The sequence below is a fragment of the Streptomyces sp. LS1784 genome (assembly GCF_020103755.1).
GTDB lineage: Bacteria > Actinomycetota > Actinomycetes > Streptomycetales > Streptomycetaceae > Kitasatospora.
The window spans coordinates 1-19356 of sequence record NZ_JAHSQD010000113.1; the positions used below are offsets into that span (position 1 = coordinate 1).

At 72.5% G+C, this 19356-nt stretch carries 18 protein-coding genes and 1 pseudogene; 12 read left to right on the top strand and 7 right to left on the bottom strand.

The features are described from left to right. A pseudogene (locus tag KS423_RS16000) lies at nt 1-317 on the bottom strand (SGNH/GDSL hydrolase family protein); the annotation flags it as partial. Nucleotides 318-531: 214 nt separating this feature from the next. Here KS423_RS16000 and KS423_RS16005 point away from each other — a divergent pair. From KS423_RS16005 to KS423_RS16025, 5 genes are all read left to right on the top strand, one after another. Beyond that, on the top strand, nt 532-1932 hold the full coding sequence (locus KS423_RS16005) for a cystathionine beta-synthase (protein WP_224279782.1): 1401 nt from the start codon (nt 532-534) through the stop codon (nt 1930-1932). Nucleotides 1933-2456: 524 nt separating this feature from the next. After that, nucleotides 2457-2795, top strand: a complete 339-nt coding sequence (locus tag KS423_RS16010) for a hypothetical protein (protein WP_224279784.1) — start codon at nt 2457-2459, stop codon at nt 2793-2795. Nucleotides 2796-2995: 200 nt separating this feature from the next. Then, nucleotides 2996-4279, top strand: coding sequence for an Ig-like domain-containing protein (locus tag KS423_RS16015; protein WP_224279786.1), 1284 nt, complete (start codon nt 2996-2998; stop codon nt 4277-4279). A 76-nt stretch (nt 4280-4355) separates the two neighbouring features. Next, complete coding sequence (locus KS423_RS16020) at nt 4356-4907, top strand: SigE family RNA polymerase sigma factor (protein ID WP_224279788.1); 552 nt, start codon at nt 4356-4358, stop codon at nt 4905-4907. After that, nucleotides 4904-5710, top strand: coding sequence for a hypothetical protein (locus KS423_RS16025; RefSeq protein ID WP_224279790.1), 807 nt, complete (start codon nt 4904-4906; stop codon nt 5708-5710). Before KS423_RS16020 ends, KS423_RS16025 begins: the two co-directional genes overlap by 4 nt. Nucleotides 5711-5864: 154 nt before the next feature. On the opposite strand, the gene msrA is transcribed toward KS423_RS16025, so the two are convergent. From msrA to KS423_RS16045, 3 genes are all read right to left on the bottom strand, one after another. Next, nucleotides 5865-6530: a peptide-methionine (S)-S-oxide reductase MsrA gene (gene msrA, locus KS423_RS16035; protein WP_224279797.1), complete on the bottom strand. Its 666-nt coding sequence runs from the start codon at nt 6528-6530 to the stop codon at nt 5865-5867. 95 nt (nt 6531-6625) lie between these two features. After that, nucleotides 6626-7768: a hypothetical protein gene (locus tag KS423_RS16040; RefSeq protein WP_224279799.1), complete on the bottom strand. Its 1143-nt coding sequence runs from the start codon at nt 7766-7768 to the stop codon at nt 6626-6628. Between the two features lie 43 nt (nt 7769-7811). Then, complete coding sequence (locus KS423_RS16045) at nt 7812-9425, bottom strand: M48 family metalloprotease (RefSeq protein WP_224279808.1); 1614 nt, start codon at nt 9423-9425, stop codon at nt 7812-7814. Nucleotides 9426-9659: 234 nt separating this feature from the next. Between KS423_RS16045 and KS423_RS16050 the strand changes: the two genes are divergently transcribed. Next, complete coding sequence (locus tag KS423_RS16050) at nt 9660-10814, top strand: cystathionine gamma-synthase (RefSeq protein ID WP_224279810.1); 1155 nt, start codon at nt 9660-9662, stop codon at nt 10812-10814. Between the two features lie 24 nt (nt 10815-10838). Here KS423_RS16050 and KS423_RS16055 read toward each other — a convergent pair whose 3' ends face one another. Next, nucleotides 10839-11321: a MarR family winged helix-turn-helix transcriptional regulator gene (locus KS423_RS16055; RefSeq protein WP_224279812.1), complete on the bottom strand. Its 483-nt coding sequence runs from the start codon at nt 11319-11321 to the stop codon at nt 10839-10841. Nucleotides 11322-11443: 122 nt separating this feature from the next. Here KS423_RS16055 and ilvA point away from each other — a divergent pair, with 122 nt between their 5' ends. The 3 genes from ilvA to KS423_RS16070 all read left to right on the top strand — a co-directional run bounded on the left by ilvA (nt 11444) and on the right by KS423_RS16070 (nt 14745). Further along, nucleotides 11444-12655, top strand: coding sequence for a threonine ammonia-lyase (ilvA, locus tag KS423_RS16060; RefSeq protein ID WP_224279813.1), 1212 nt, complete (start codon nt 11444-11446; stop codon nt 12653-12655). Between the two features lie 154 nt (nt 12656-12809). After that, the gene (locus tag KS423_RS16065) at nt 12810-13886 is read left to right on the top strand and encodes an ATP-binding cassette domain-containing protein (protein WP_224279816.1); all 1077 of its coding nucleotides are present in this window, start codon (nt 12810-12812) and stop codon (nt 13884-13886) included. A gap of 1 nt (nt 13887) precedes the next feature. Further along, nucleotides 13888-14745, top strand: a complete 858-nt coding sequence (locus tag KS423_RS16070) for an ABC transporter permease (protein ID WP_224279818.1) — start codon at nt 13888-13890, stop codon at nt 14743-14745. A gap of 79 nt (nt 14746-14824) precedes the next feature. On the opposite strand, the gene greA is transcribed toward KS423_RS16070, so the two are convergent. Both greA and KS423_RS16080 read right to left on the bottom strand, forming a co-directional pair. Beyond that, nucleotides 14825-15325 (bottom strand): transcription elongation factor GreA, encoded by a 501-nt coding sequence (gene greA / locus KS423_RS16075; RefSeq protein WP_207811066.1) that lies wholly within the window; start codon nt 15323-15325, stop codon nt 14825-14827. Nucleotides 15326-15654: 329 nt separating this feature from the next. Further along, nucleotides 15655-16068 (bottom strand): DUF4307 domain-containing protein, encoded by a 414-nt coding sequence (locus tag KS423_RS16080; protein ID WP_224279820.1) that lies wholly within the window; start codon nt 16066-16068, stop codon nt 15655-15657. 244 nt (nt 16069-16312) lie between these two features. Here KS423_RS16080 and mca point away from each other — a divergent pair, with 244 nt between their 5' ends. The 3 genes from mca to KS423_RS16095 all read left to right on the top strand — a co-directional run. After that, nucleotides 16313-17218, top strand: coding sequence for a mycothiol conjugate amidase Mca (gene mca / locus KS423_RS16085; protein WP_224279822.1), 906 nt, complete (start codon nt 16313-16315; stop codon nt 17216-17218). A gap of 49 nt (nt 17219-17267) precedes the next feature. Further along, on the top strand, nt 17268-17459 hold the full coding sequence (locus KS423_RS16090; protein WP_224279824.1) for a hypothetical protein: 192 nt from the start codon (nt 17268-17270) through the stop codon (nt 17457-17459). 165 nt (nt 17460-17624) lie between these two features. Then, on the top strand, nt 17625-19356 hold a 1732-nt coding region (locus KS423_RS16095), incomplete at its 3' end, for a thioredoxin domain-containing protein (protein ID WP_224279826.1).

The window sequence follows — 19356 nt, forward strand, 5'->3', positions numbered from 1 at the left end:
CCGGCGGCCAGCAGCGCGCCCGGGGTCTCGCCGGCCCGGGCGACGCCGAGGCCGGCGCCGGTGGAGTCGCCGAGGACGGCCAGCACGAGCGGGGCCTGCGCGGCGGCGGAGCCGTCGGCGAAGGCCTCGCCGTAGACGCCGTCCGCCCTGGGCGGGAGGGTCTCCAGGGCGCCGATGGCCTGGACGGCGAGTTTGCTCTCGGTCAGCAGCAGGCCGACCAGGCCCACCCCGAGCAGGCCGAGCCCGCCGCCGCCGTACGCCGCCGCAGTGGCGATCCGGCGGGCCACCCGGGCCCGCGAGTCCCGTGCCCCTGGCATCCGGTGCCCCCTTCACGTGGTCCTGACGGCCCTCCGGGGCCACGGCAATGCCTGCACAGCGGTCTTACCCGCGCGCGGGGCGGGAGTACCGGAGGCGCCGGTGGGGGTGGGCCATTGGGGGAGGTGGGCAAGAGGGGAGTCGCGGGGCGGGTGCCACGCCCTAGGCTTTGCAGTACCGAAAGCACTCGCATGCCCACAGACCGGGAGGACCCCCGTGCGGTACCACAACTCGATCATCGACCTGGTCGGCAACACGCCGCTGGTCAAGCTGAACAAGGTCACCGAGGGCATCAGCGCGACAGTGCTGGCGAAGGTCGAGTACTTCAACCCGGGCGGCTCGGTCAAGGACCGCATCGCGATGCGCATGATCGAGGCCGCCGAGGCCTCGGGCGCCCTCAAGCCGGGCGGCACCATCGTCGAGCCGACCTCCGGCAACACCGGTGTCGGCCTGGCGATCGTGGCCCAGCAGAAGGGCTACAAGTGCATCTTCGTCTGTCCTGACAAGGTCTCGACCGACAAGATCAACACCCTGCGCGCGTACGGCGCCGAGGTGGTCGTCTGCCCGACCGCCGTCGCCCCGGAGCACCCGGACTCGTACTACAACGTCTCCGACCGCCTGGTCCGGGAGACCCCGAACGCCTGGAAGCCGGACCAGTACTCCAACCCGGAGAACCCGGCCTCGCACTACCACTCCACCGGCCCGGAGCTGTGGGAGCAGACCGAGGGGCGGATCACCCACTTCGTGGCCGGCGTCGGCACCGGCGGCACCATCTCCGGTACCGGCAACTACCTGAAGGAGGCCTCCGGCGGCAAGGTCAAGGTGATCGGCGCCGACCCGGAGGGCTCGGTCTACTCGGGCGGCACCGGCCGGCCGTACCTGGTCGAGGGCGTCGGTGAGGACTTCTGGCCGACCGCCTACGACCGCAACGTCGCGGACCGGATCGTCGCCGTCTCCGACAAGGACTCGTTCCAGATGACCCGCCGCCTGGCCAAGGAGGAGGGCCTGCTGGTCGGCGGCTCCTGCGGCATGGCCGTGGTGGCCGCGCTGGAGGTCGCCAAGGACCTCGGGCCGGACGACGTCGTGGTGGTGCTGCTGCCGGACGGCGGCCGCGGCTACCTGTCGAAGATCTTCAACGACGACTGGATGGCCGACTACGGCTTCCTGCCCTCCTCCACCGACGAGGCGCACATCGGCGAGGTGCTGGCCCGCAAGGAGTCCATCGAGCAGGGCGGCGTCCCGCAGTTCGTCCACATGCACCCGAACGAGACGGTCGCCGAGGCGGTCCGGGTGCTGCGCGAGTACGGCGTCTCGCAGATGCCGGTGGTCTCCCCGGGCGCCGGCCACCCGGACATCATGGCCGGCGAGGTGATCGGCTCGGTGGTGGAGAAGCTGCTGCTGGAGGGCATCTTCGCCAAGGAGATCGAGCTCACCGACACGCTGGACAAGGTGATGTCCAAGCCGCTGCCGGTGGTCGGCTCGGGCGAGACCGTCACCAACCTGATGACCGTGCTGGAGAAGGCCGACGCGGCCGTCGTGCTGGTCGAGGGCAAGCCCCAGGGCATCGTCAGCCGCCAGGACCTGCTGGGCTTCCTGACCGGCCGCGGCCAGCACTGACACGGCGTCACCGGCGCTGCCGCCCTTCCGCGGGAGGATGCGGAGGATTCGTCCACGGGGGAAGTGGTACACCGGCGTCACCTGTCCGCAGCATGTGGTTAACAAGGCTCGGGCATCGTGGTCGTCAACGGCAGGACGCCGAGTGAGGCGACGGCAACCGTCCGGGAGCGGCTCCCCGGCGACCGCGGTCGGCTCCGGACACGTCGGGCGGCCCTGACCCGGCCGCCGTGTCCTCCCGCCGTGGGAGGCGCCGTCGTCCCGCCCCTGCCCGGCCCCGGCCGGCTGACAGGGTGCGGCGGCTCCCGCGGCAGCACCGCGCCGCACGGCGCGTGTCCCCGCGGCTCCCGGGTGGGGGAGTCCGCGCGGGGAACGGTGGGGCCGGTCCTTCTCCGAGGGGCCGGCCCCTTCCGTTCGCGCCGTCCGTTCGCGCCGTCCGGGCTTGTTCGTGCCGGGCGCGTGGGGGCGTGCTCCGGGCGGCTGCCCGTGCGCCACGCCGGGCGTGACCGTCCCGTACGCTCGCACGCATGACCAGCACTGAAACGACCGACCAGGACGCCCCGCGCTACGTCCGGGTCAAGATCGAGCTCATCGCGGAGATCACCGACGAGGGCGCGCTCAAGGCGGCCGCCCTGGAGGCCGTCACCGCGGACGAGTACCTCGACGACGAGGAGCGCGCCCAGTCCGTCGAGGCCATCGAGGTGGACCCGTCGGGTTCGCTCGCCCACTTCATCGACCCCGTCGCGCTGCTCGGCGAGGTGCCCGGGGTGGAGCTCGCCTCGGCGACCTGGGAGTCGGCGCAGACCGAGTTCGACCCGGACGACGAGGAGTGGGACGAGTACCGGGTGGAAGACTCCGCCGAGTAGGACGGAACCACCGGGTGACGGCGTCCGCCGTCACCGCCCGTGAACGCCCGGTCCGCCCTGCGGGCCGGGCGTTTTGTCCCTGTTCATCGGGAAGTTGGGTCATCTCATACGATCGCTTACCCTTCGGTGATGGAACCGTGAACGGGCGGATTGCGTTTCTGTATCCGTAATGCCCGGGATGATCTACAGGGAGACGCGACGTGACGGCACGGGACGGTCAGGGGCGGGCGGCCGGAAGCAACTGGAGCCGGCGCGGAGTCCTCGCGGGACTGATCGGAGCGCCCGTCCTGCTGCTGGCGGCCTGCAACGACAACAGCAGCGCCAGCAGCAGTGACACCGGTGGCAGCGGCGCCGGCGGCGCGAGCGGCACCCCGGGCTCCGGCGGTGCGAGCAGCAGCGCCCCGAAGACCTCGGCCGCGGTCATCACGGTCGTCCCGGCCGACGGCACCGCCTCGGCGAGCTTCAGCGAGCCGGTCAAGGTCACCGTCGCCAACGGCACCCTGAGCAGCGTCAAGGTCACCGACACCACCGGCAAGGAGCTGGCCGGCCAGCTCTCCGCCGACGGCACCGGCTGGACCTCGGCCGCCGCCCCCGCCAGCGGTACCAAGTACACCGTCGCCGCCACCGCCCTCGACAAGGACAAGCTGGAGGCGGACTCCAACGCCGTCTTCACCACGGCGACCCCGGCCAACACCTTCGTCGGGTACTTCACCCCCGAGGACGGCTCGACGGTCGGCGTCGGCATGCCGGTCTCGATCAACTTCAGCAAGCCGATCACCGACCGCAAGAGCGTCCAGCAGGCGATCACGGTGATAGCCGAGCCGGGCGTCGAGATCGTCGGCCACTGGTTCTCCAGCACCCGTCTCGACTTCCGGCCCCAGGAGTACTGGGCCAAGGGCACCAAGGTCACCCTCAAGCTCCGGCTCAAGGACGTCGAGGGCGCCAAGGGCGTGTACGGCACCCAGTCCAAGGACGTCAGCTTCACCATCGGCCGCGCCCAGACCAGCGTCGCCGACCTCGCAACCAAGAAGCTCACCGTCACCACCGACGGCCAGGTCAGCGCGGTCTACAAGATCTCCGGCGGCTCGCCCGAGCACACCACCTGGGGCGGCAAGATGGTGATCTCCGAGCAGTACGCCCAGACCCGGATGAACTCGCAGACCGTCAACCTGGGCAGCGAGTACGACATCGCGGACGTGCCGCACGCCCAGCGCCTCAGCACCTCGGGCACCTTCATCCACGGCAACTACTGGTCCTCGCCGTCGATCTTCGGCGGCCAGAACACCAGCCACGGCTGCATCGGTCTCCGGGACGCCCAGGGCGCCCAGGACAGCGGTACGGACGGCTACAAGTTCTACAAGTCCTCGATGGTCGGCGACGTGGTCGAGGTCGTGAACTCCGGTGACAAGACGGTGGCCCCGGACAACGGCCTGAACGGCTGGAACATGGGCTGGGCCGCCTGGAAGGCCGGCAGCGCCGTCTGACCCGGCTCCGCACCCCAGTCGGAGAAACTTTCCGGGCGGACCGAACCTCGCGGTCCGCCCGAGGAGTAGGACGGGTGTGAAACGCGAGCAGAGACAGCGCCAGGACGCCGAGTTCAGCGCGTTCGTCGCCGGGAGCGGTCGCCAACTGCTGAGGCTGGCCGAGCTGCTGACCGGCGACCCGGACCGGGCGAAGGACATCGTGCAGTCCGCGCTGGAGCGGGCCTACCTGAACTGGCACCGGATCACCGGGGACGACCCGAGTGCGTACGTCCGCCGGATCGTGGTCAACCAGCACCGCGACTGGTGGCGCCGGCTGCGCAACCACGAGCTGCCCACCGAGCACACCCCCGACCGGCCGCTCGCCGAGGACCTCGCCGAACGGCAGGCCGAACGGGCCCTGCTGCACCAGGCGCTGGGCACCCTCACCCGCCGGGAGCGGACGGTCGTCGTGCTGCGGTACTACGGGGACCTCACCGAGGCCGCCGTCGCGGCCGAACTGGGCATCGCCCAGGGCACGGTGAAGAGCACGTTGCACCGGGCGATGTCGAAGCTGCGCGCACTGCCCCAACTCGCCGACCGCTCCGGCGGGGTGGCGGGTTCCACGACGCACATCGAGGTGACGGTATGAGCTTCGAGAACCGGCTGGGCCGGCTGCTCAAGGACGAGGACCCGTATGCGAGCGGGCCGGACCCGGTGCCGATCATCGCCGCCGCCCGGCGCCGCCGGGCCAGGCGCAGAGCGGGGACCGGGGCGGTCGTGGTCGCGGTGGCCCTGGTCTGCGGGGCGACGGCGGTGACGGCCGGCAACGCCCGGCGCGTCGGGCAGGTCGCGGGCGAGGCGGGGGCGGCGATGACCCCCTCGGCCGGAGCGCTGACGGCAGGGTCGGCGCCCCTCACCCCGACCGCCACCCCCGTCTACCCCACCGACCGGTTTCCGACCCCGGCCCCGTTGCCGCTCTCGCCGGTGAAGCGGGTCGCCGCCGGGGAGAAGGTCGAGCTGGCCCCCAAGATCCGGGTGTCGGTGACCCCGACCGAGAGCTGCCAGGACACCATCGACCCGACGACCGGCGCCTACTCGGGCAAGGCGTGCACCAACGTTCCCGCCGCCCCCGACGTGCCGCACGACCGGCCCGGCATCGCCATGCAGTTCAACGACACGTCGGACAGCGTCATCGCGTACAGCTACTACGTGGGCCCGACCCCGGCCCGGATCGTGGTCTTCGTGGGTGGCAGGCCCACCCTCGCCACCCTGCTCACCACGCCGGGCATGGAGCGCTGGGTCGGCTACTACGCGGCCCTGCCGCCCGGCGACCCCCAGCCAGGTGCCATGGTTCCCGCCGTCGGGGCCTACGACGCCGACGGCAGGCTGCTGGCCGGTAGCGCCGGCCACACGGCGAACGGCCTCAAGGAGCAGCCGCCCGCCGTACTCTGAGCCGCCTCGCGTAGTCCGCGAAGCCCTGCCACTCGACGATCGCACAGGGCTCCGGGCCCAGCGCCCAGGCGTCGTGTCCGGGCGGAGACCACGTACCCGGCGTGGGCGCCCTGGCAGCTGTCGGTCCTGGCGATCGGCTTCACGTGGAGGGAGGTCAGCCCTCGGTGCGGGCCACGCCGATCGGGCAGGAGGCGCCGGTGCCGCCGAGACCGCAGTACCCGTTGGGGTTCTTGGCCTCCGACAGGTACTGCTGGTGGTACGGCTCGGCCGGGAAGAACGGGCCCGCCGGGGCGATCTCGGTGGTGATCGGGCCGTAACCGAGCGCGGTCAGGGACGGCTGGAACGCGTCCCGGGTGGCCGCCGCGGCCTCGGCCTGGGCGGGGGAGTGGGTGTAGACGGCGGAGCGGTACTGGGTGCCCACGTCGTTGCCCTGGCGGTTGCCCTGGGTCGGGTCGTGCGCCTCCCAGAAGGTCTTCAGCAGGCGCTCATAGGAGATCACCGCCGGGTCGTACACCACCCGGACCGCCTCGGTGTGCCCGGTCAGCCCGCTGCACACCTCCTCGTACGTCGGGTTGGGGGTGTGGCCGCCCTGGTAGCCGACCAGCGTCGTCCAGACGCCGGGCAGCCGCCAGAAGGTGCGCTCGGCGCCCCAGAAGCAGCCCAGTCCGAAGTCGGCCACCTCCAGGCCCTGCGGGTACGGACCGGTCAGCGGGTGCCCGAGCACGGTGTGCGGCTCGGTCAGGGTGAAGGCCGGGCTCGGTCGACCGGGCAGCGCCTGGTCGGCGGGGACGAGCGAGGTCTTGTGGCGGTTGAACAGCACGGCCTGCTCCAGCGGGTCGGGAATCCTGGCGCAGTCTCCAACGCGAACGGCCGCTCCCGGATTCCGGGAGCGGCCGCGGGCCGTGCGCGGGGCGGTCAGGCCTGCTGTTGCGCGGACTCCTTCGCCGCGACGGCGCCCTTGACAGCCTGGATCCGCAGGTCGATGAAGAACTGCCGGGGGTCCTGGCGGCTGGTGAACGGCTGCGGGATGTACTCGCCCAGTGCCTGGTACTGCGCCAGCGCCTCGGTGAACCGATCGGCCCGGGTCAGTGCGAAGGCAAGCCAGCCCCGGGCGTACCGGATGCGCGGGTGGTCCGGATCGGCGGCCGCGAGGTCGGCGAGCGCCTTGTCCAGGGCGGCGCCGACCTCCGGGCGCTCCCAGGCGATGAGTGCCTCCCCGTCCCGGACGAACCGCTCGTAGTACGCCTCCAGCTTCATCGGCGCGAGCAGGCTGCCGGCCGGAGCGGCGGCGATCGCCCTGTCGATGAACCGGTGCATCAGCTCGTGGCTGCCGCGCCACTTGTCGCACCAGTACTGCAGCGCCCGGTTGTGCGCCGCCCAGTGGTGCGGATCGCGCTTCGTGACCTCGGCCCAGAGCTGCCGGAAGCGGTCGTTGGACCAGCCGAGGCCCATGGCGATGGAGATCTGGGCGACCCACGGGTTGGGGTCGTCGTCGGGGGCAAGCGCGACCGCCTCCGCGGCGAACTCCTCGGCCTCCCGCAGGACCCGGTGGAAGCCCTCGGCCTGCTCGCGGCTGACCTGGCTGGCCGCCGCGCCGGTGCGGATCTTCCAGGCCAGGAAGACCAGGGCGTCCAGGTGCACCAGCGCGGCGGTCGGGTCGTCCGGCCGCTCCGCCCGCCAGGCACGCAGCCAGGTGTCGTCCTCGGCCGCCAGCTCGGCCAGCGCGCGCTGCCGCCGCCAGCGGACGTCGGGGACGGCGTCCACGGCCAGGTACGCGGCGGCCGGCCGCCAGTCGCCCGACTTCGCGGCGGTGAGCGCGGCCGCCTCGTCGGGTTCGGGCTCGCCGTCCAGGACCAGGTCCTTGCCGAGGAGCAGCCCGTGGTCGGCCGGGGTGATGGTGTTCGCCGCCCGCCTCTCCTCGGCGAGCCACGCTTCGTGGCGGGCGATGGTCGCCTTGGCCCGTTCCAGCTGCGCCAGCTTGCGCTTGGCCAGCCGGGTCATGACGACCGGGAACAGCAGGGCGAGGCCGACGACGACGAGCACGATGATGCCGATCAAGGGAGCTCCTTCCGCGCGTGGACGGGGTCAGGCGGTCAGGTGGTCAGGCGGCCGGGAGGCCGGCCCCGGCGAGCAGCGCGCGCAGTGGCGCGGTGTCCGCGGTGTCCGCGCAGGCGGCGTCGAGGGCCGCCCCGAAGCCGTCCTCGAAGGCGTCCGGCAGGTGGAGCTCGGCCGGTCCGGACCAGGAGAGCTCCCAGCGGGCCAGGCCGGCGTCGGCCAGCGTGACGACGGTGGCGTGCGCCAGTTCCTCGCGCAGCACCGGGCGGGCGAACTCGCGGGCGGCCCGGCCGGTGGCCGCGGCGGCCTCCTCGCTCTTCGGCAGCCGGTCGGTGAACTCCCAGGCCCGGCCGGCGTCGACGGCGTCGAGCAGGCCGTGGACGGTGGGCCGCAGGCCCAGTTCGGTCAGCGCCCGGTACGCCGGGGCGGCCGCCTCGCGGGCGTGCGACAGCATCGCCCCGCGGACCAGCTCGGGCCATTCGACCCGCTGCTTGCCGGCCGCCTCGGGGATCAGGGAGACGACCTCCAGCTCGGTCAGCACCCGCTCGGCGTCGTGCAGCAGGGCGAGGGCCGGGCCGGCGGCACCGGGGCCGCGTCCGTCGTCGGGCAGCGCCTCGATCGCGGCGACCCGGCGGTCGATCGGCGGGTGCGAGTCGTACGGGTCGGGCTGCTCCTCGGGCAGTTCGAGCGCGTACTCGGCGAGTTCCTGCCGGCGCTTCGGGTCGGTCAGCAGGTGGGCCAGGCCGCCGTAGACCTGGCCGGGCGGCGGGAGCAGGCCCGCGTCCCAGCCGAGGGTGGCGTAGCGGCCGAGGTAGAAGTCCTGCGCGGAGTCCAGCACCGGAATCTTGCGGAGCGCCGCGGCGGTGGCGTCCCGGCCGGCGATCTGGGCGGCGACCCGGTCGGCCGCGTACTCCTGGCGGCGGCCGACCGCCTCGGAGACCCGGAAGTAGAGCTTGGCGTAGAGGGTGAAGAGCTTGGCGAGCACCCGGTCGACGCCGCCGGAGGCCTGCTCGCCGGACGGCTTGCGACCCTTGGCCAGCCGCTTCTCGGCCTTGGCGGCCAGCTTGGCGGCCTCCGTGGCCTGGTGCTGGTCGGCGCGCTGGTGGAGCCCCCCGATGGTGTGCAGGACGGCGCGGCGGCCGGCCACCGTGACGGCGGCCAGCCGGACGTCCCGGTTGCTGTAGTGGCCGAACTCGTGGGCCAGCACGGACTCCAGCTCGCCCTCGGTGAGGCCGATCAGCAGCGGGGCGCCGATGACCAGGTGCCGCTTGCCGGGGACCAGGCCGAGCATCCTGGCCTCCTCGTACACGCCCGCGTTGACCTCGGGCACGAGCCGGATCTCGGCCGGTCCGCGGACGCCGGTCCGTTCGGAGATCCGGTCGACCACGGCCCAGAGGGCGGGCTGCTGCTCGCGGGTGAGGAGCACGCCGGGCACCTCGCCGTCGTCCTTGCGGCGGCGGGTCAGGAACACCACCCGGACCACCGGGTAGGCGATGACGGCGGTCAGCGCCCAGATCTTGAACAGACCCGGGCGCATGTGGTCCGACGCCTGGTACAGGGCGATGTCGAGGGCGAGCAGGCCCACGACGCCGCCGGCGGCGAGCAGGTAGAAGCCGACGAGCAGGGCCACGGCCGTGACGGCTCGGATGGATGTGCTCATGCCAGTGGAACGCTGGGGCGCGCCCATGCGGTGATCCTCCCCGGGGGCGCGACGGCAGGGCGGCGCGCGACTGTTGCATGGTGAACATGTGTACGACGGGTGGAGATCGTAGCGGTCGCCAGGGGCTCGGCGCACCGAGGTTTCGGCCCGCCGCACCCCCGCTCCCACCTGCGGGTTCGTACCGGTTTCCGGTTCGTGCGGGCTTGACGGCATTCGCACACTAGGCTCGGACCCATGACCCAGCACCAGCTTCCTCAGGGCTTCGAGACCCTCGCCATCCACGCGGGTCAGGAAGCAGACCCCCAGACCGGGGCCGTCGTCACGCCGATCTACCAGGTGTCCACCTACAAGCAGGACGGGGTGGGGGGCCTGCGGGGCGGCTACGAGTACAGCCGCAGCGCCAACCCGACCCGCACCGCGCTGGAGGAGTGCCTCGCGGCGCTGGAGGGCGGCGCCCGCGGCCTCGCCTTCGCCTCCGGCCTGGCCGCCGAGGACACCCTGCTGCGCACCATCCTCAAGCCGGGTGACCACATCGTGATCCCCAACGACGCCTACGGCGGCACCTTCCGGCTGTTCGCCAAGGTGCTGACCCGCTGGGGCGTCGAGTTCTCCGTCGCCAACACCCAGGACCTGGCCACCGTCCGCGAGGCGCTGCGCCCCAACACCCGTGCGGTGTGGGTGGAGACGCCGTCCAACCCGCTGCTGGGCATCACCGACCTGGCCGCGCTGGCCGAGCTCGCGCACGGCGCCGGCGCGCTGCTGGTGGTCGACAACACCTTCGCCAGCCCGTACCTCCAGCAGCCGATCTCGCTCGGCGCGGACGCGGTCGTGCACTCCACCACCAAGTACATGGGCGGCCACTCGGACGTGGTCGGCGGTGCGCTGGTGCTGGCCGACGCGGGCCTCGGCGAGGAGGTCGCGTACCACCAGAACGCGATGGGCGCCGTCTCCGGCCCGTTCGACGCCTGGCTGGTGCTGCGCGGCATCAAGACGCTGGGTGTCCGGATGGACCGGCACAGCGCCAACGCGGAGAAGGTCGCCGAGCTGCTGGCGAGCCACCCGAAGGTCAGCCAGGTGCTCTACCCGGGCCTGCCCGAGCACCCCGGCCACGACATCGCGGCCAAGCAGATGAAGGCCTTCGGCGGCATGGTCTCGTTCCGGGTCGCCGGCGGCGAGGAGGCTGCCGTCGAGGTCTGCAACCGCGCGCAGCTGTTCACCCTCGGCGAGTCGCTCGGCGGTGTCGAGTCGCTGATCGAGCACCCGGGCCGGATGACCCACGCCTCGGCGGCCGGCTCGCCGCTGGAGGTGCCGTCCGACCTGGTGCGCGTCTCGGTCGGCATCGAGTCGATCGACGACCTGCTGGCCGACCTCAAGCAGGCGCTGGGCTGAGGCCATCGGGGGCCCCGCGGCCCCTCACTGCCCCTGCTGGTCCGCCGTGTACGACTCCATCGCGTGGTTGAAACGGGCCAGCAGGGCGCAGAACACGCGCTGCTCCTCCGGCGGCCAGCCGGCCACCAGGCGGCGGGTCAACTCGGCCCGGCCGTCCCGGACTTCGCTGAGCCGGCCGGCGCCGTGCGAGGTCAGCGCGAGCCGTACGGCGCGGCGGTCGGCCGGGTCCTGCACCCGGCCGACCAGCCCGGCCGCGACCAGCGGGGCGACCTGGCGGGTCACCGTGGAGGAGTCCACGCCCAGCGCCTCGGCCAGCGCCTTGACGTTGGCCGGTCCGTGCCGCTCCAGCCGGTCGAGCAGCAGGTAGGCGGCCCGGTCCAGCGCCCCGACCCCGCCGCCGGAGGTTCGGACCTGCTCCATGCGGCGTGCGAACACCGCTAGCTGGTACTGGAGTTGGGTGTGCACGGGGTCGGTGCGGTCGGTGGCCTGGGGCGAGGTCGTCGTCATCGCGGCTCACGATCGTCGTGCGGTGAGGGAGGCTCAGAAGCAGCAGCGTACGCGGGCCGGGCGGGCCCGGGAACAGGCCCGGCATCCCGGATTGCCGCCGCCCGCGCCCGTAGTCTGACGCCATGCATAACTGGCCGATCACCCTCGACGACGTCCGCGGCGCCCAGAAGATACTCGCCGGGGTCGCCCGGGTGACCCCGATGGAGGGCAGCCGGCACCTCTCCGGGCTGATCGGCACGCCGGTCCACCTGAAGTGCGAGAACCTCCAGCGCACCGGGTCCTTCAAGCTGCGCGGGGCGTACGTGCGGATCGCGGGACTCTCCCCGGTGCAGCGGGCCGGCGGGGTGGTGGCGGCGAGCGCCGGGAACCACGCCCAGGGAGTGGCGCTGGCGGCCGCGCTGCTGGGTGTGCACTCCACGGTGTTCATGCCGGTCTCGGCGCCGCTGCCGAAGGTCGCGGCCACCCGTGAGTACGGCGCCGAGGTGCGGCTGCACGGCGCCACCGTGGACGAGGCGCTCCAGGCCGCTCAGCGGTACGCGGAGGCGACCGGCGCGGTGTTCATCCACCCCTTCGACCACTGGGACGTGGTCATCGGTCAGGCGACCGTCGGGCTGGAGATCCTGGAGCAGTGCCCCGAGGTGCGGACCATCCTGGTCGCGGTGGGCGGCGGCGGGCTGCTGGCCGGGATCGCGGCGGCGGTCAAGCCGCTGCGGCCGGACGTGCGGGTGATCGGGGTGCAGGCGGCCGGCGCGGCCGCGTACCCGCCCTCGCTGGCGGCCGGGCGGCCGGTGTCGCTGGAGCGCTTCGCCACCATGGCGGACGGGATCATGGTCGGGCGCCCCGGCGACATTCCGTTCGAGGTGGTCAACGTGCTGGCGGACGGCATCCGCACGGTCTCCGAGGACGCGCTGTCGCGGGCGCTGCTGCTGGGGCTGGAGCGGCTGAAGCTGGTGGTCGAGCCGGCCGGGGCGGCCCCGATCGCGGCGCTGCTGGAACAGCCGGACTCCTTCGAGGGCCCGGTGGTGGCGGTGCTGTCCGGCGGCAACATCGACCCGCAGCTGATGCAGCGGGTGCTGCGGCACGGGCTGGCGGCGGCCGGGCGCTACCTGTCGCTGCGGGTGCGGCTGGCGGACAAGCCGGGTGCGCTGGCGGACCTGCTGGGCGTGCTGACCAGGGTGGACGCCAACGTGCTGGACGTGGCGCACGTGCGGATCGACCCGCGGCTGGGGCTGACCGAGGTCGAGGTGGACCTGCACCTGGAGACCAAGGGGCCGGAGCACTGCGCGCTGGTGGTCGGGGAGTTGCGGGACGCGGGCTACGTGGTTTCCGGCTGACCCCCGTCCCTTGACGCGATATATCGCGTACTGCGAGACTCGCGATACATCGCGTTCGTGTTCCCACGCGTCGAGAAGCGAGTCACTCGCGTGCCCGAAAACAGGGCGGAGTGGGACGGATCGCCCCATACGTTCGAGGAGATGAGGCAAGGCCATGGCGCCAGCCATCCAAGCCGAGAACCTGGTGAAGACCTTCGGCGACGTACGAGCTCTGGACGGTGTCAGTCTCGACGTCCCGGAGGGCACGGTGCTCGGGCTGCTCGGCCCCAACGGCGCCGGGAAGACCACCACCGTTCGGGTGCTCACCACCCTGCTGCGACCCGACTCCGGCCGCGCCGTGGTCGCCGGGGTCGACGTGCTCAAGCACCCGAACAAGGTTCGCAGCCTGATCGGCCTGTCCGGTCAGTACGCGGCGGTCGACGAGTACCTGACCGGCTTCGAGAACCTCACCATGGTCGGCGAGCTCTACCAGATGAGCAACCGCGCGGCGAAGGCCCGCGCGCTGGAGCTGCTGGAGTGGTTCAACCTCACCGAGGCCAAGGACCGCACCGCCAAGACCTACTCCGGCGGCATGCGCCGGCGCCTGGACCTCGCCGCCGCACTGGTCGTCCGGCCGCCGGTGATGTTCCTGGACGAGCCGACCACCGGCCTCGACCCGCGCAACCGGCTCGCGCTCTGGGAGGTCATCGAGACGCTGGTCGAGCAGGGCACCACGCTGCTGCTCACCACCCAGTACCTGGAGGAGGCCGACCGGCTCGCCCACGACATCGCGGTGGTCGACCACGGCCGGGTGATCGCCCGCGGCACCGCCGACCAGCTCAAGGCGCAGATCGGCGGCGAGCGGATCGAGGTCGTGGTGCACGAGCGCGGCCTGATCGGCGACGCGGTCGCCGCGCTGTCCGGCTACGCGCTGAACGAACCGACGGTGGAGAAGAACACCCGCCGGATCACCGTGCCGGTCAGCGGCGGCGCCCGGGTGCTCGCCGACGCGATCCGCGAACTGGACGCCCGCGGGATCGAGATGGACGACATCGGGCTGCGCCGCCCGACCCTGGACGACGTCTTCCTCACCCTCACCGGCCGCGTCGCCGAGGAGCAGCAGGAGGAGGACGGCGCCGCCCCGGGGGCGCGCGGCCGGGGCAAGGGCAAGGACAAGGACAAGGGGGGCGCGGGCGGCACGGACGGCCCGGGTCCGGACAGGCAGGCCGTCGCGGCCGGGAAGGAGAGCTGAGATGAGCACCGCCACCGAGCACGCCATCGGCGGGGCGGTACCCAGGCAGCGCCGGGGGATCGCCGCCTCCCTGCACGACTCCTGGGTGGTTGCCAAGCGCAACCTGCGCCGGATGACCCGCATCCCGGAGATCGTGGTCTTCGGACTGATGCAGCCGGTCATGTTCGTGCTGCTGTTCTCGTACGTGATGGGCGGGGCGATCAGGATCCCCGGCACGGACTCCAGCTCGGACACGTACATCCAGTTCCTGATGGCCGGCATCTTCGCGCAGACCGTCACCTTCGCCGTCGCCGGTGCCTCGGCGGGCATCGCGGAGGACATGAGCAAGGGGCTGGTGGACCGGTTCCGCTCGCTGCCGATGGCCCGTTCGGCGGTGCTCGTCGGCCGCACCCTCGCGGACCTGTGCCAGACCGCGTTCATCCTGGTCGTGCTGGCGCTGGTCGCACTGCTGGTCGGCTGGCGGATCCACGACGGCGTGCTCAACGCGCTCGGCGCCTTCGCACTGCTGCTCCTGCTGGGCTACGCCTTCTCCTGGATCGGAGCGCTGATCGGCCTGTCGGTGCGCAGCCCCGAGGCGGCCACCTCGGCCGGTCTGATCTGGCTGTTCCCGCTGACCTTCGTCTCCAACGCCTTCGTACCGGTCTCCTCGATGCCGGAGTGGCTCCAGCAGGTCGCGTACTGGAATCCGTTCAGCGCCACCGTGCAGGCCTGCCGGGTGCTGTTCGGCAACCAGGTCGGGCCGGTGGACAGTGCCTGGCCGATGGAGCACGCGGCGCTGGTGTCGGTGATGTGGTCGGTGGTGATCACCGCGGTGTTCTCGTGGCTGGCGGTGCGCAAGTACCGCTCCTCCACCGCCTGACCGGGTACCCCCCGGAACACCGGAGGGCGGCCGCGGAAGTCCTGGACCTCCGCGGCCGCCCTCGTGTCGTGCGACCGGGTCAGCCGGCGTGCGGCACGACCTTGACGATCTTCACCATGGCCGGCTTGCCGTTCGGCAGCTCGTAGGTGGCCTCGTCGCCGATCTGCTTGCCGTCGATCGCGCGGCCCAGCGGGGACTGCGGCGAGTAGACGTCCAGGTCGTCGGCGCCCGCGACCTCGCGGGAGGCGAGCAGGAACTCCATGAGGTCGTCCTCGTCGCCGTCGAAGGCGACCGTGACGACCATGCCCGGGGCCACCACGCCCGAGTCGGCCGGTGCCTCGCCGACCTTGGCCCGCTCCAGCAGCTGGGTCAGCTGGCGGATGCGCAGCTCGTACTTCCCCTGCTCCTCCTTCGCCGCGTGATAGCCGGCGTTCTCCTTGAGGTCGCCCTCCTCGCGCGCCGCCTCGATCTTCTGGGCGATCTCGATGCGCCAGGGCCCGGTCAGGTGGTCCAGCTCGGCCTTGAGCTGGTCGTAGCCGGCCTGAGTGAGCCAGGTCACGTTCTCACTGGTCTGGGTCACGGGTGCTCCTCGTAGGTGCTGGGGCTGTGCTGAGGGTGTGAGTCGTCAGCAGGGGTGGTGGTGATATCGGTCTCAACTACAAAGCAACGCCCGCTCCCGTACCATCCGGTGCGGAAGGGGCGAAACCACGAGCCTAACAAGTCCTGCTGACAAGCGGGAGAGGCATTGGCGCGCCATTGACGGTGGCGTGACGCCGGGGTGTACGGCAACGGGGTGCGGGACCCTCTACGGATGCCCGCTCTCCGGATCGAATATGCGCGCTACGGGGGACGGGTGCACTGCTCAGGGCGCACACCGCCGGGCGGGGGTGCACGCTGCTCGGGTGCGCGCTACTTGGCCGGGGTGCAGCCGAGCAGCTCGGCGGTGGTGCCGCGCGAGGTGGTGCGCAGGGTGACCACCGCGTCGTAGCTGGAGCCGGCCGCCGGGACCGGGAAGTCGGCCACCCCGACCACCCCGTGGTCGTCGCCCTGCGAGCGGACCGTGCAGGTGCCGGCCTGCCCGTCGCTCTTGCGCACGGTGAGGTGCAGCTGGACCTCGGAGTCGGAGAGCACCTGGAAGGTCGGCACCGAGCCGTTGATCTTCGACTCGCGCAGCAGGTAGGAGCCGCCCAGCCAGGCGATCAGGCCCAGGCCGAGCACGCCGCAGACCGCGCCGATCACCTTCAGGCGGCGGTCCGAGTCGCGGTCGCCGCCGCGGCCGTAGCGCCCCTCGGGCAGACCGGTGGCGGTGGTGTCTGCACTCATCGGACTCCGTCCTCTCCTGGGGGGAGGGGCCGCGCGGGTGGTGCGGGGGAATGCGACGCTCCTCCAGTCCGTCACTATAGGAGGGGCACGCCCGCGGCCGGTCCGGCGGGGGCAGGGCTCGGCCGCGCCGGCGACGTTCCGCGGCCCGGCCCCGCGGCGACGCGGTCCCGAAGTGAGCGGTTCGTACGGTGGGCAGACCCGGACTTCGCGGAACGCCCGACGAGTGTGGAAGGAACGCAAGGCGTTGACTGAGCAGTTGCGACTGATGGCGGTGCACGCCCACCCGGACGACGAGTCCAGCAAGGGCGCGGCCACCATGGCCATGTACGTCGAGCAGGGCGTGGACGTGCTGGTGGCCACCTGCACGGGGGGCGAGCGCGGGTCGGTCCTCAACCCCAAGCTCCAGGGGGACCCGTACATCGAGGAGAACATCCACGAGGTGCGCCGCAAGGAGATGGACGAGGCGCGGGCGATCCTCGGCGTCGAGCAGGCCTGGCTGGGCTTCGTGGACTCCGGCCTGCCCGAGGGGGACCCGCTTCCCCCGCTGCCCGAGGGCTGCTTCGCCCTCCAGGACGTCAAGGAGGCGGCGGAGCCGCTGGTCCGGCTGATCCGCGAGTTCAAGCCGCAGGTCATCACGACCTACGACGAGAACGGCGGCTACCCGCACCCGGACCACATCATGACCCACAAGATCACCATGGTGGCCTTCGACGCCGCGGGCGACCCGGACGCCTACCCGGAGGCCGGTGAGCCCTGGCAGCCGCTCAAGCTGTACTACAACCACGGCTTCCCGATGGGCCGCATCCGGGCCCTGCACGAGTACCTCACCGAACACGGCCACGAGTCGCCGTACGGCGAGTGGATCGAGGGCTGGGAGAAGAGCGGCCGCAAGGAGCGCGAGATCACCACCCGGGTCCACTGCGGCGACTGGTTCGAGACCCGTGACCGCGCGCTGATCGCCCACGCGACCCAGATCGACCCGGACGGCCCGTGGTTCCGCGTCCCGCTGGAGGTCCAGCGGGAGGTCTGGCCCACCGAGGACTACGAGCTCGCCCGTACCCTGGTCGACGTGGACCTGCCGGAGGACGACCTGTTCGCCGGCCTGCGCACCCCCACCCTGGCGGTCGAGGCCGCCGACACGCGCGACTGAACCACCCCCCGATGGCCCGGCTCCCCGTGAGCCGGGCCACCATAGAGATATGAGTGCCTCCGTGAACCTCGTCCACCTCGCCGCTGACCTCGCCGTCGACGACGCCAAGGTCACCCCTGGCCTCCTCGGCTTCCTCGTCTTCGCCGCCCTCGGCGTCGCGACCTGGTTCCTGGCCAAGTCGATGAACCGGCAGTTCAAGAAGGTCGACTTCGTCGAGCAGCCGGAGGCCCCGAAGGAGTGAGCCGCCGGCCCCGCCCGCGGTGACCACCGGGCTCCGGCCGTGTCGCCGACGGACTCCGCCGCCCGACCCCGACCGGGGCACTCGGGCGGATGCGCACCTTCGACGCCGGCCTCCGGACCGTCCTGACCTGCCGCGCGCCGGCGCCGGATGCGCGAGGATGGGGGCATGCCGAACCGTCTCGCGGACGCGACCTCGCCGTACCTGCTCCAGCACGCCGACAACCCCGTGGACTGGTGGCCCTGGGGGGTGGAGGCCTTCGACGAGGCGCGGCGGCGCGGCGTGCCGGTGCTGCTGTCGGTCGGCTACTCGGCCTGCCACTGGTGCCACGTCATGGCACACGAGAGCTTCGAGGACGCCGGCCTCGCCGAGTACCTCAACGAGCGGTTCGTCGCCGTCAAGGTGGACCGGGAGGAGCGGCCGGACGTCGACGCCGTGTACATGGAGGCGGTGCAGGCCGCGACCGGGCAGGGCGGGTGGCCGATGACGGTGTTCCTCACCCCCGACAAGGAGCCGTTCTACTTCGGCACCTACTTCCCGCCGCAGTCCCGGCACGGGATGCCGTCCTTCCGGCAGGTGCTGGAGGGCGTGGACGCCGCCTGGCGGGACCGGCGGGAGGAGGTCGGCCAGGTCGCCGGACGGATCCGGGCCGACCTGGCCGAACGGGCCGCCGTCTACTCGGCCGGCGCCCACAACCCGCCCGGAGAGGCGGATCTGCACCAGGCGCTGGTGACCCTCAGCCGGGACTTCGACCAGAGCCGCGGCGGCTTCGGCGGCGCGCCCAAGTTCCCGCCGGCCATGGTGCTGGAGTTCCTGCTGCGCCACCACGCCCGGACCGGCTCGGAGGCGGCGCTGGAGATGGCCGTCCGCACCGGCGAGGCGATGGCCCGCGGCGGCATCCACGACCAGCTCGGCGGCGGCTTCGCCCGGTACGCGGTGGACGCCGGCTGGGTGGTGCCGCACTTCGAGAAGATGCTGTACGACAACGCCCTGCTGCTGCGTGCCTACCTGCACCTGTGGCGGTCCACCGGATCGGACCTGGCCCGCCGGGTCGCACTGTCCACGGCGGACTTCCTGCTGCGCGAACTCCGCACGCCCGAGGGCGCGTTCGCCTCGGCGCTGGACGCCGACAGCCTGGACGAGGAGACCGGGCAGTCCGCCGAGGGCGCCCACTACGTGTGGGAGCCCGGGCAGTTGGTCGACCTGCTCGGCCCCGCCGACGCGGCCACCGCCGCCCGGCTGTTCACCGTCACCGCCGAGGGCACCTTCGAACACGGCACCTCGGTGCTCCAACTCCTCGCCGACCCCGAGGACTTCGCCGCGTACGAGACGATCCGGGCCCGGATGGCCGAGGCCCGGGCGGCGCGCCCCGCCCCGGCCCGGGACGACAAGGTGGTCGCCGCCTGGAACGGCCTCGCCATCGCCGCCCTCGCCGAGACCGGTGCGCTGCTGGACCGCCCCGACCTGGTCGAGGCCGCCGAGCGCGCTGCCGACCTGCTGCTCGCCGTCCACCTCACCGCGGACGGCCGGCTGCTGCGCACCTCCCGGGACGGCCGGGCCGGGACCAACGCCGGTGTGCTGGAGGACTACGCGGACACCGCCGAGGGCTTCCTCGCGCTGTACGCCGTCACCGGCGAGTCCTCCTGGCTCCAGCTGGCGGGCGGCCTGCTCGACACCGTGCTCAAGCACTTCACCGACGAGGCCTCCGGCGCGCTCTACGACACCGCCGATGACGCCGAGGAGCTGATCCGCCGCCCGCAGGACCCGACCGACAACGCCACCCCGTCCGGCTGGACGGCCGCCGCCGGCGCCCTGCTCACGTACGCCGCGTACACCGGCTCCGACCGGCACCGCACGGCCGCCGAGCGGGCCCTCGGCGTGGTCGGCGCGCTCGCCGGCC

Bases quoted from the DNA above. Each gene is read 5' to 3' on its own strand.
- KS423_RS16010 (WP_224279784.1), top strand. From the start codon at position 2,457: ATGACCAGCACTGAAACGACCGACCAGGACGCCCCGCGCTACGTCCGG.
- KS423_RS16025 (WP_224279790.1), top strand. From the start codon at position 4,904: ATGAGCTTCGAGAACCGGCTGGGCCGGCTGCTCAAGGACGAGGACCCG.
- KS423_RS16045 (WP_224279808.1), bottom strand. From the start codon at position 9,425: ATGAGCACATCCATCCGAGCCGTCACGGCCGTGGCCCTGCTCGTCGGC.
- KS423_RS16050 (WP_224279810.1), top strand. From the start codon at position 9,660: ATGACCCAGCACCAGCTTCCTCAGGGCTTCGAGACCCTCGCCATCCAC.
- KS423_RS16055 (WP_224279812.1), bottom strand. From the start codon at position 11,321: ATGACGACGACCTCGCCCCAGGCCACCGACCGCACCGACCCCGTGCAC.
- ilvA (WP_224279813.1), top strand. From the start codon at position 11,444: ATGCATAACTGGCCGATCACCCTCGACGACGTCCGCGGCGCCCAGAAG.
- KS423_RS16065 (WP_224279816.1), top strand. From the start codon at position 12,810: ATGGCGCCAGCCATCCAAGCCGAGAACCTGGTGAAGACCTTCGGCGAC.
- KS423_RS16070 (WP_224279818.1), top strand. From the start codon at position 13,888: ATGAGCACCGCCACCGAGCACGCCATCGGCGGGGCGGTACCCAGGCAG.
- KS423_RS16080 (WP_224279820.1), bottom strand. From the start codon at position 16,068: ATGAGTGCAGACACCACCGCCACCGGTCTGCCCGAGGGGCGCTACGGC.
- KS423_RS16090 (WP_224279824.1), top strand. From the start codon at position 17,268: ATGAGTGCCTCCGTGAACCTCGTCCACCTCGCCGCTGACCTCGCCGTC.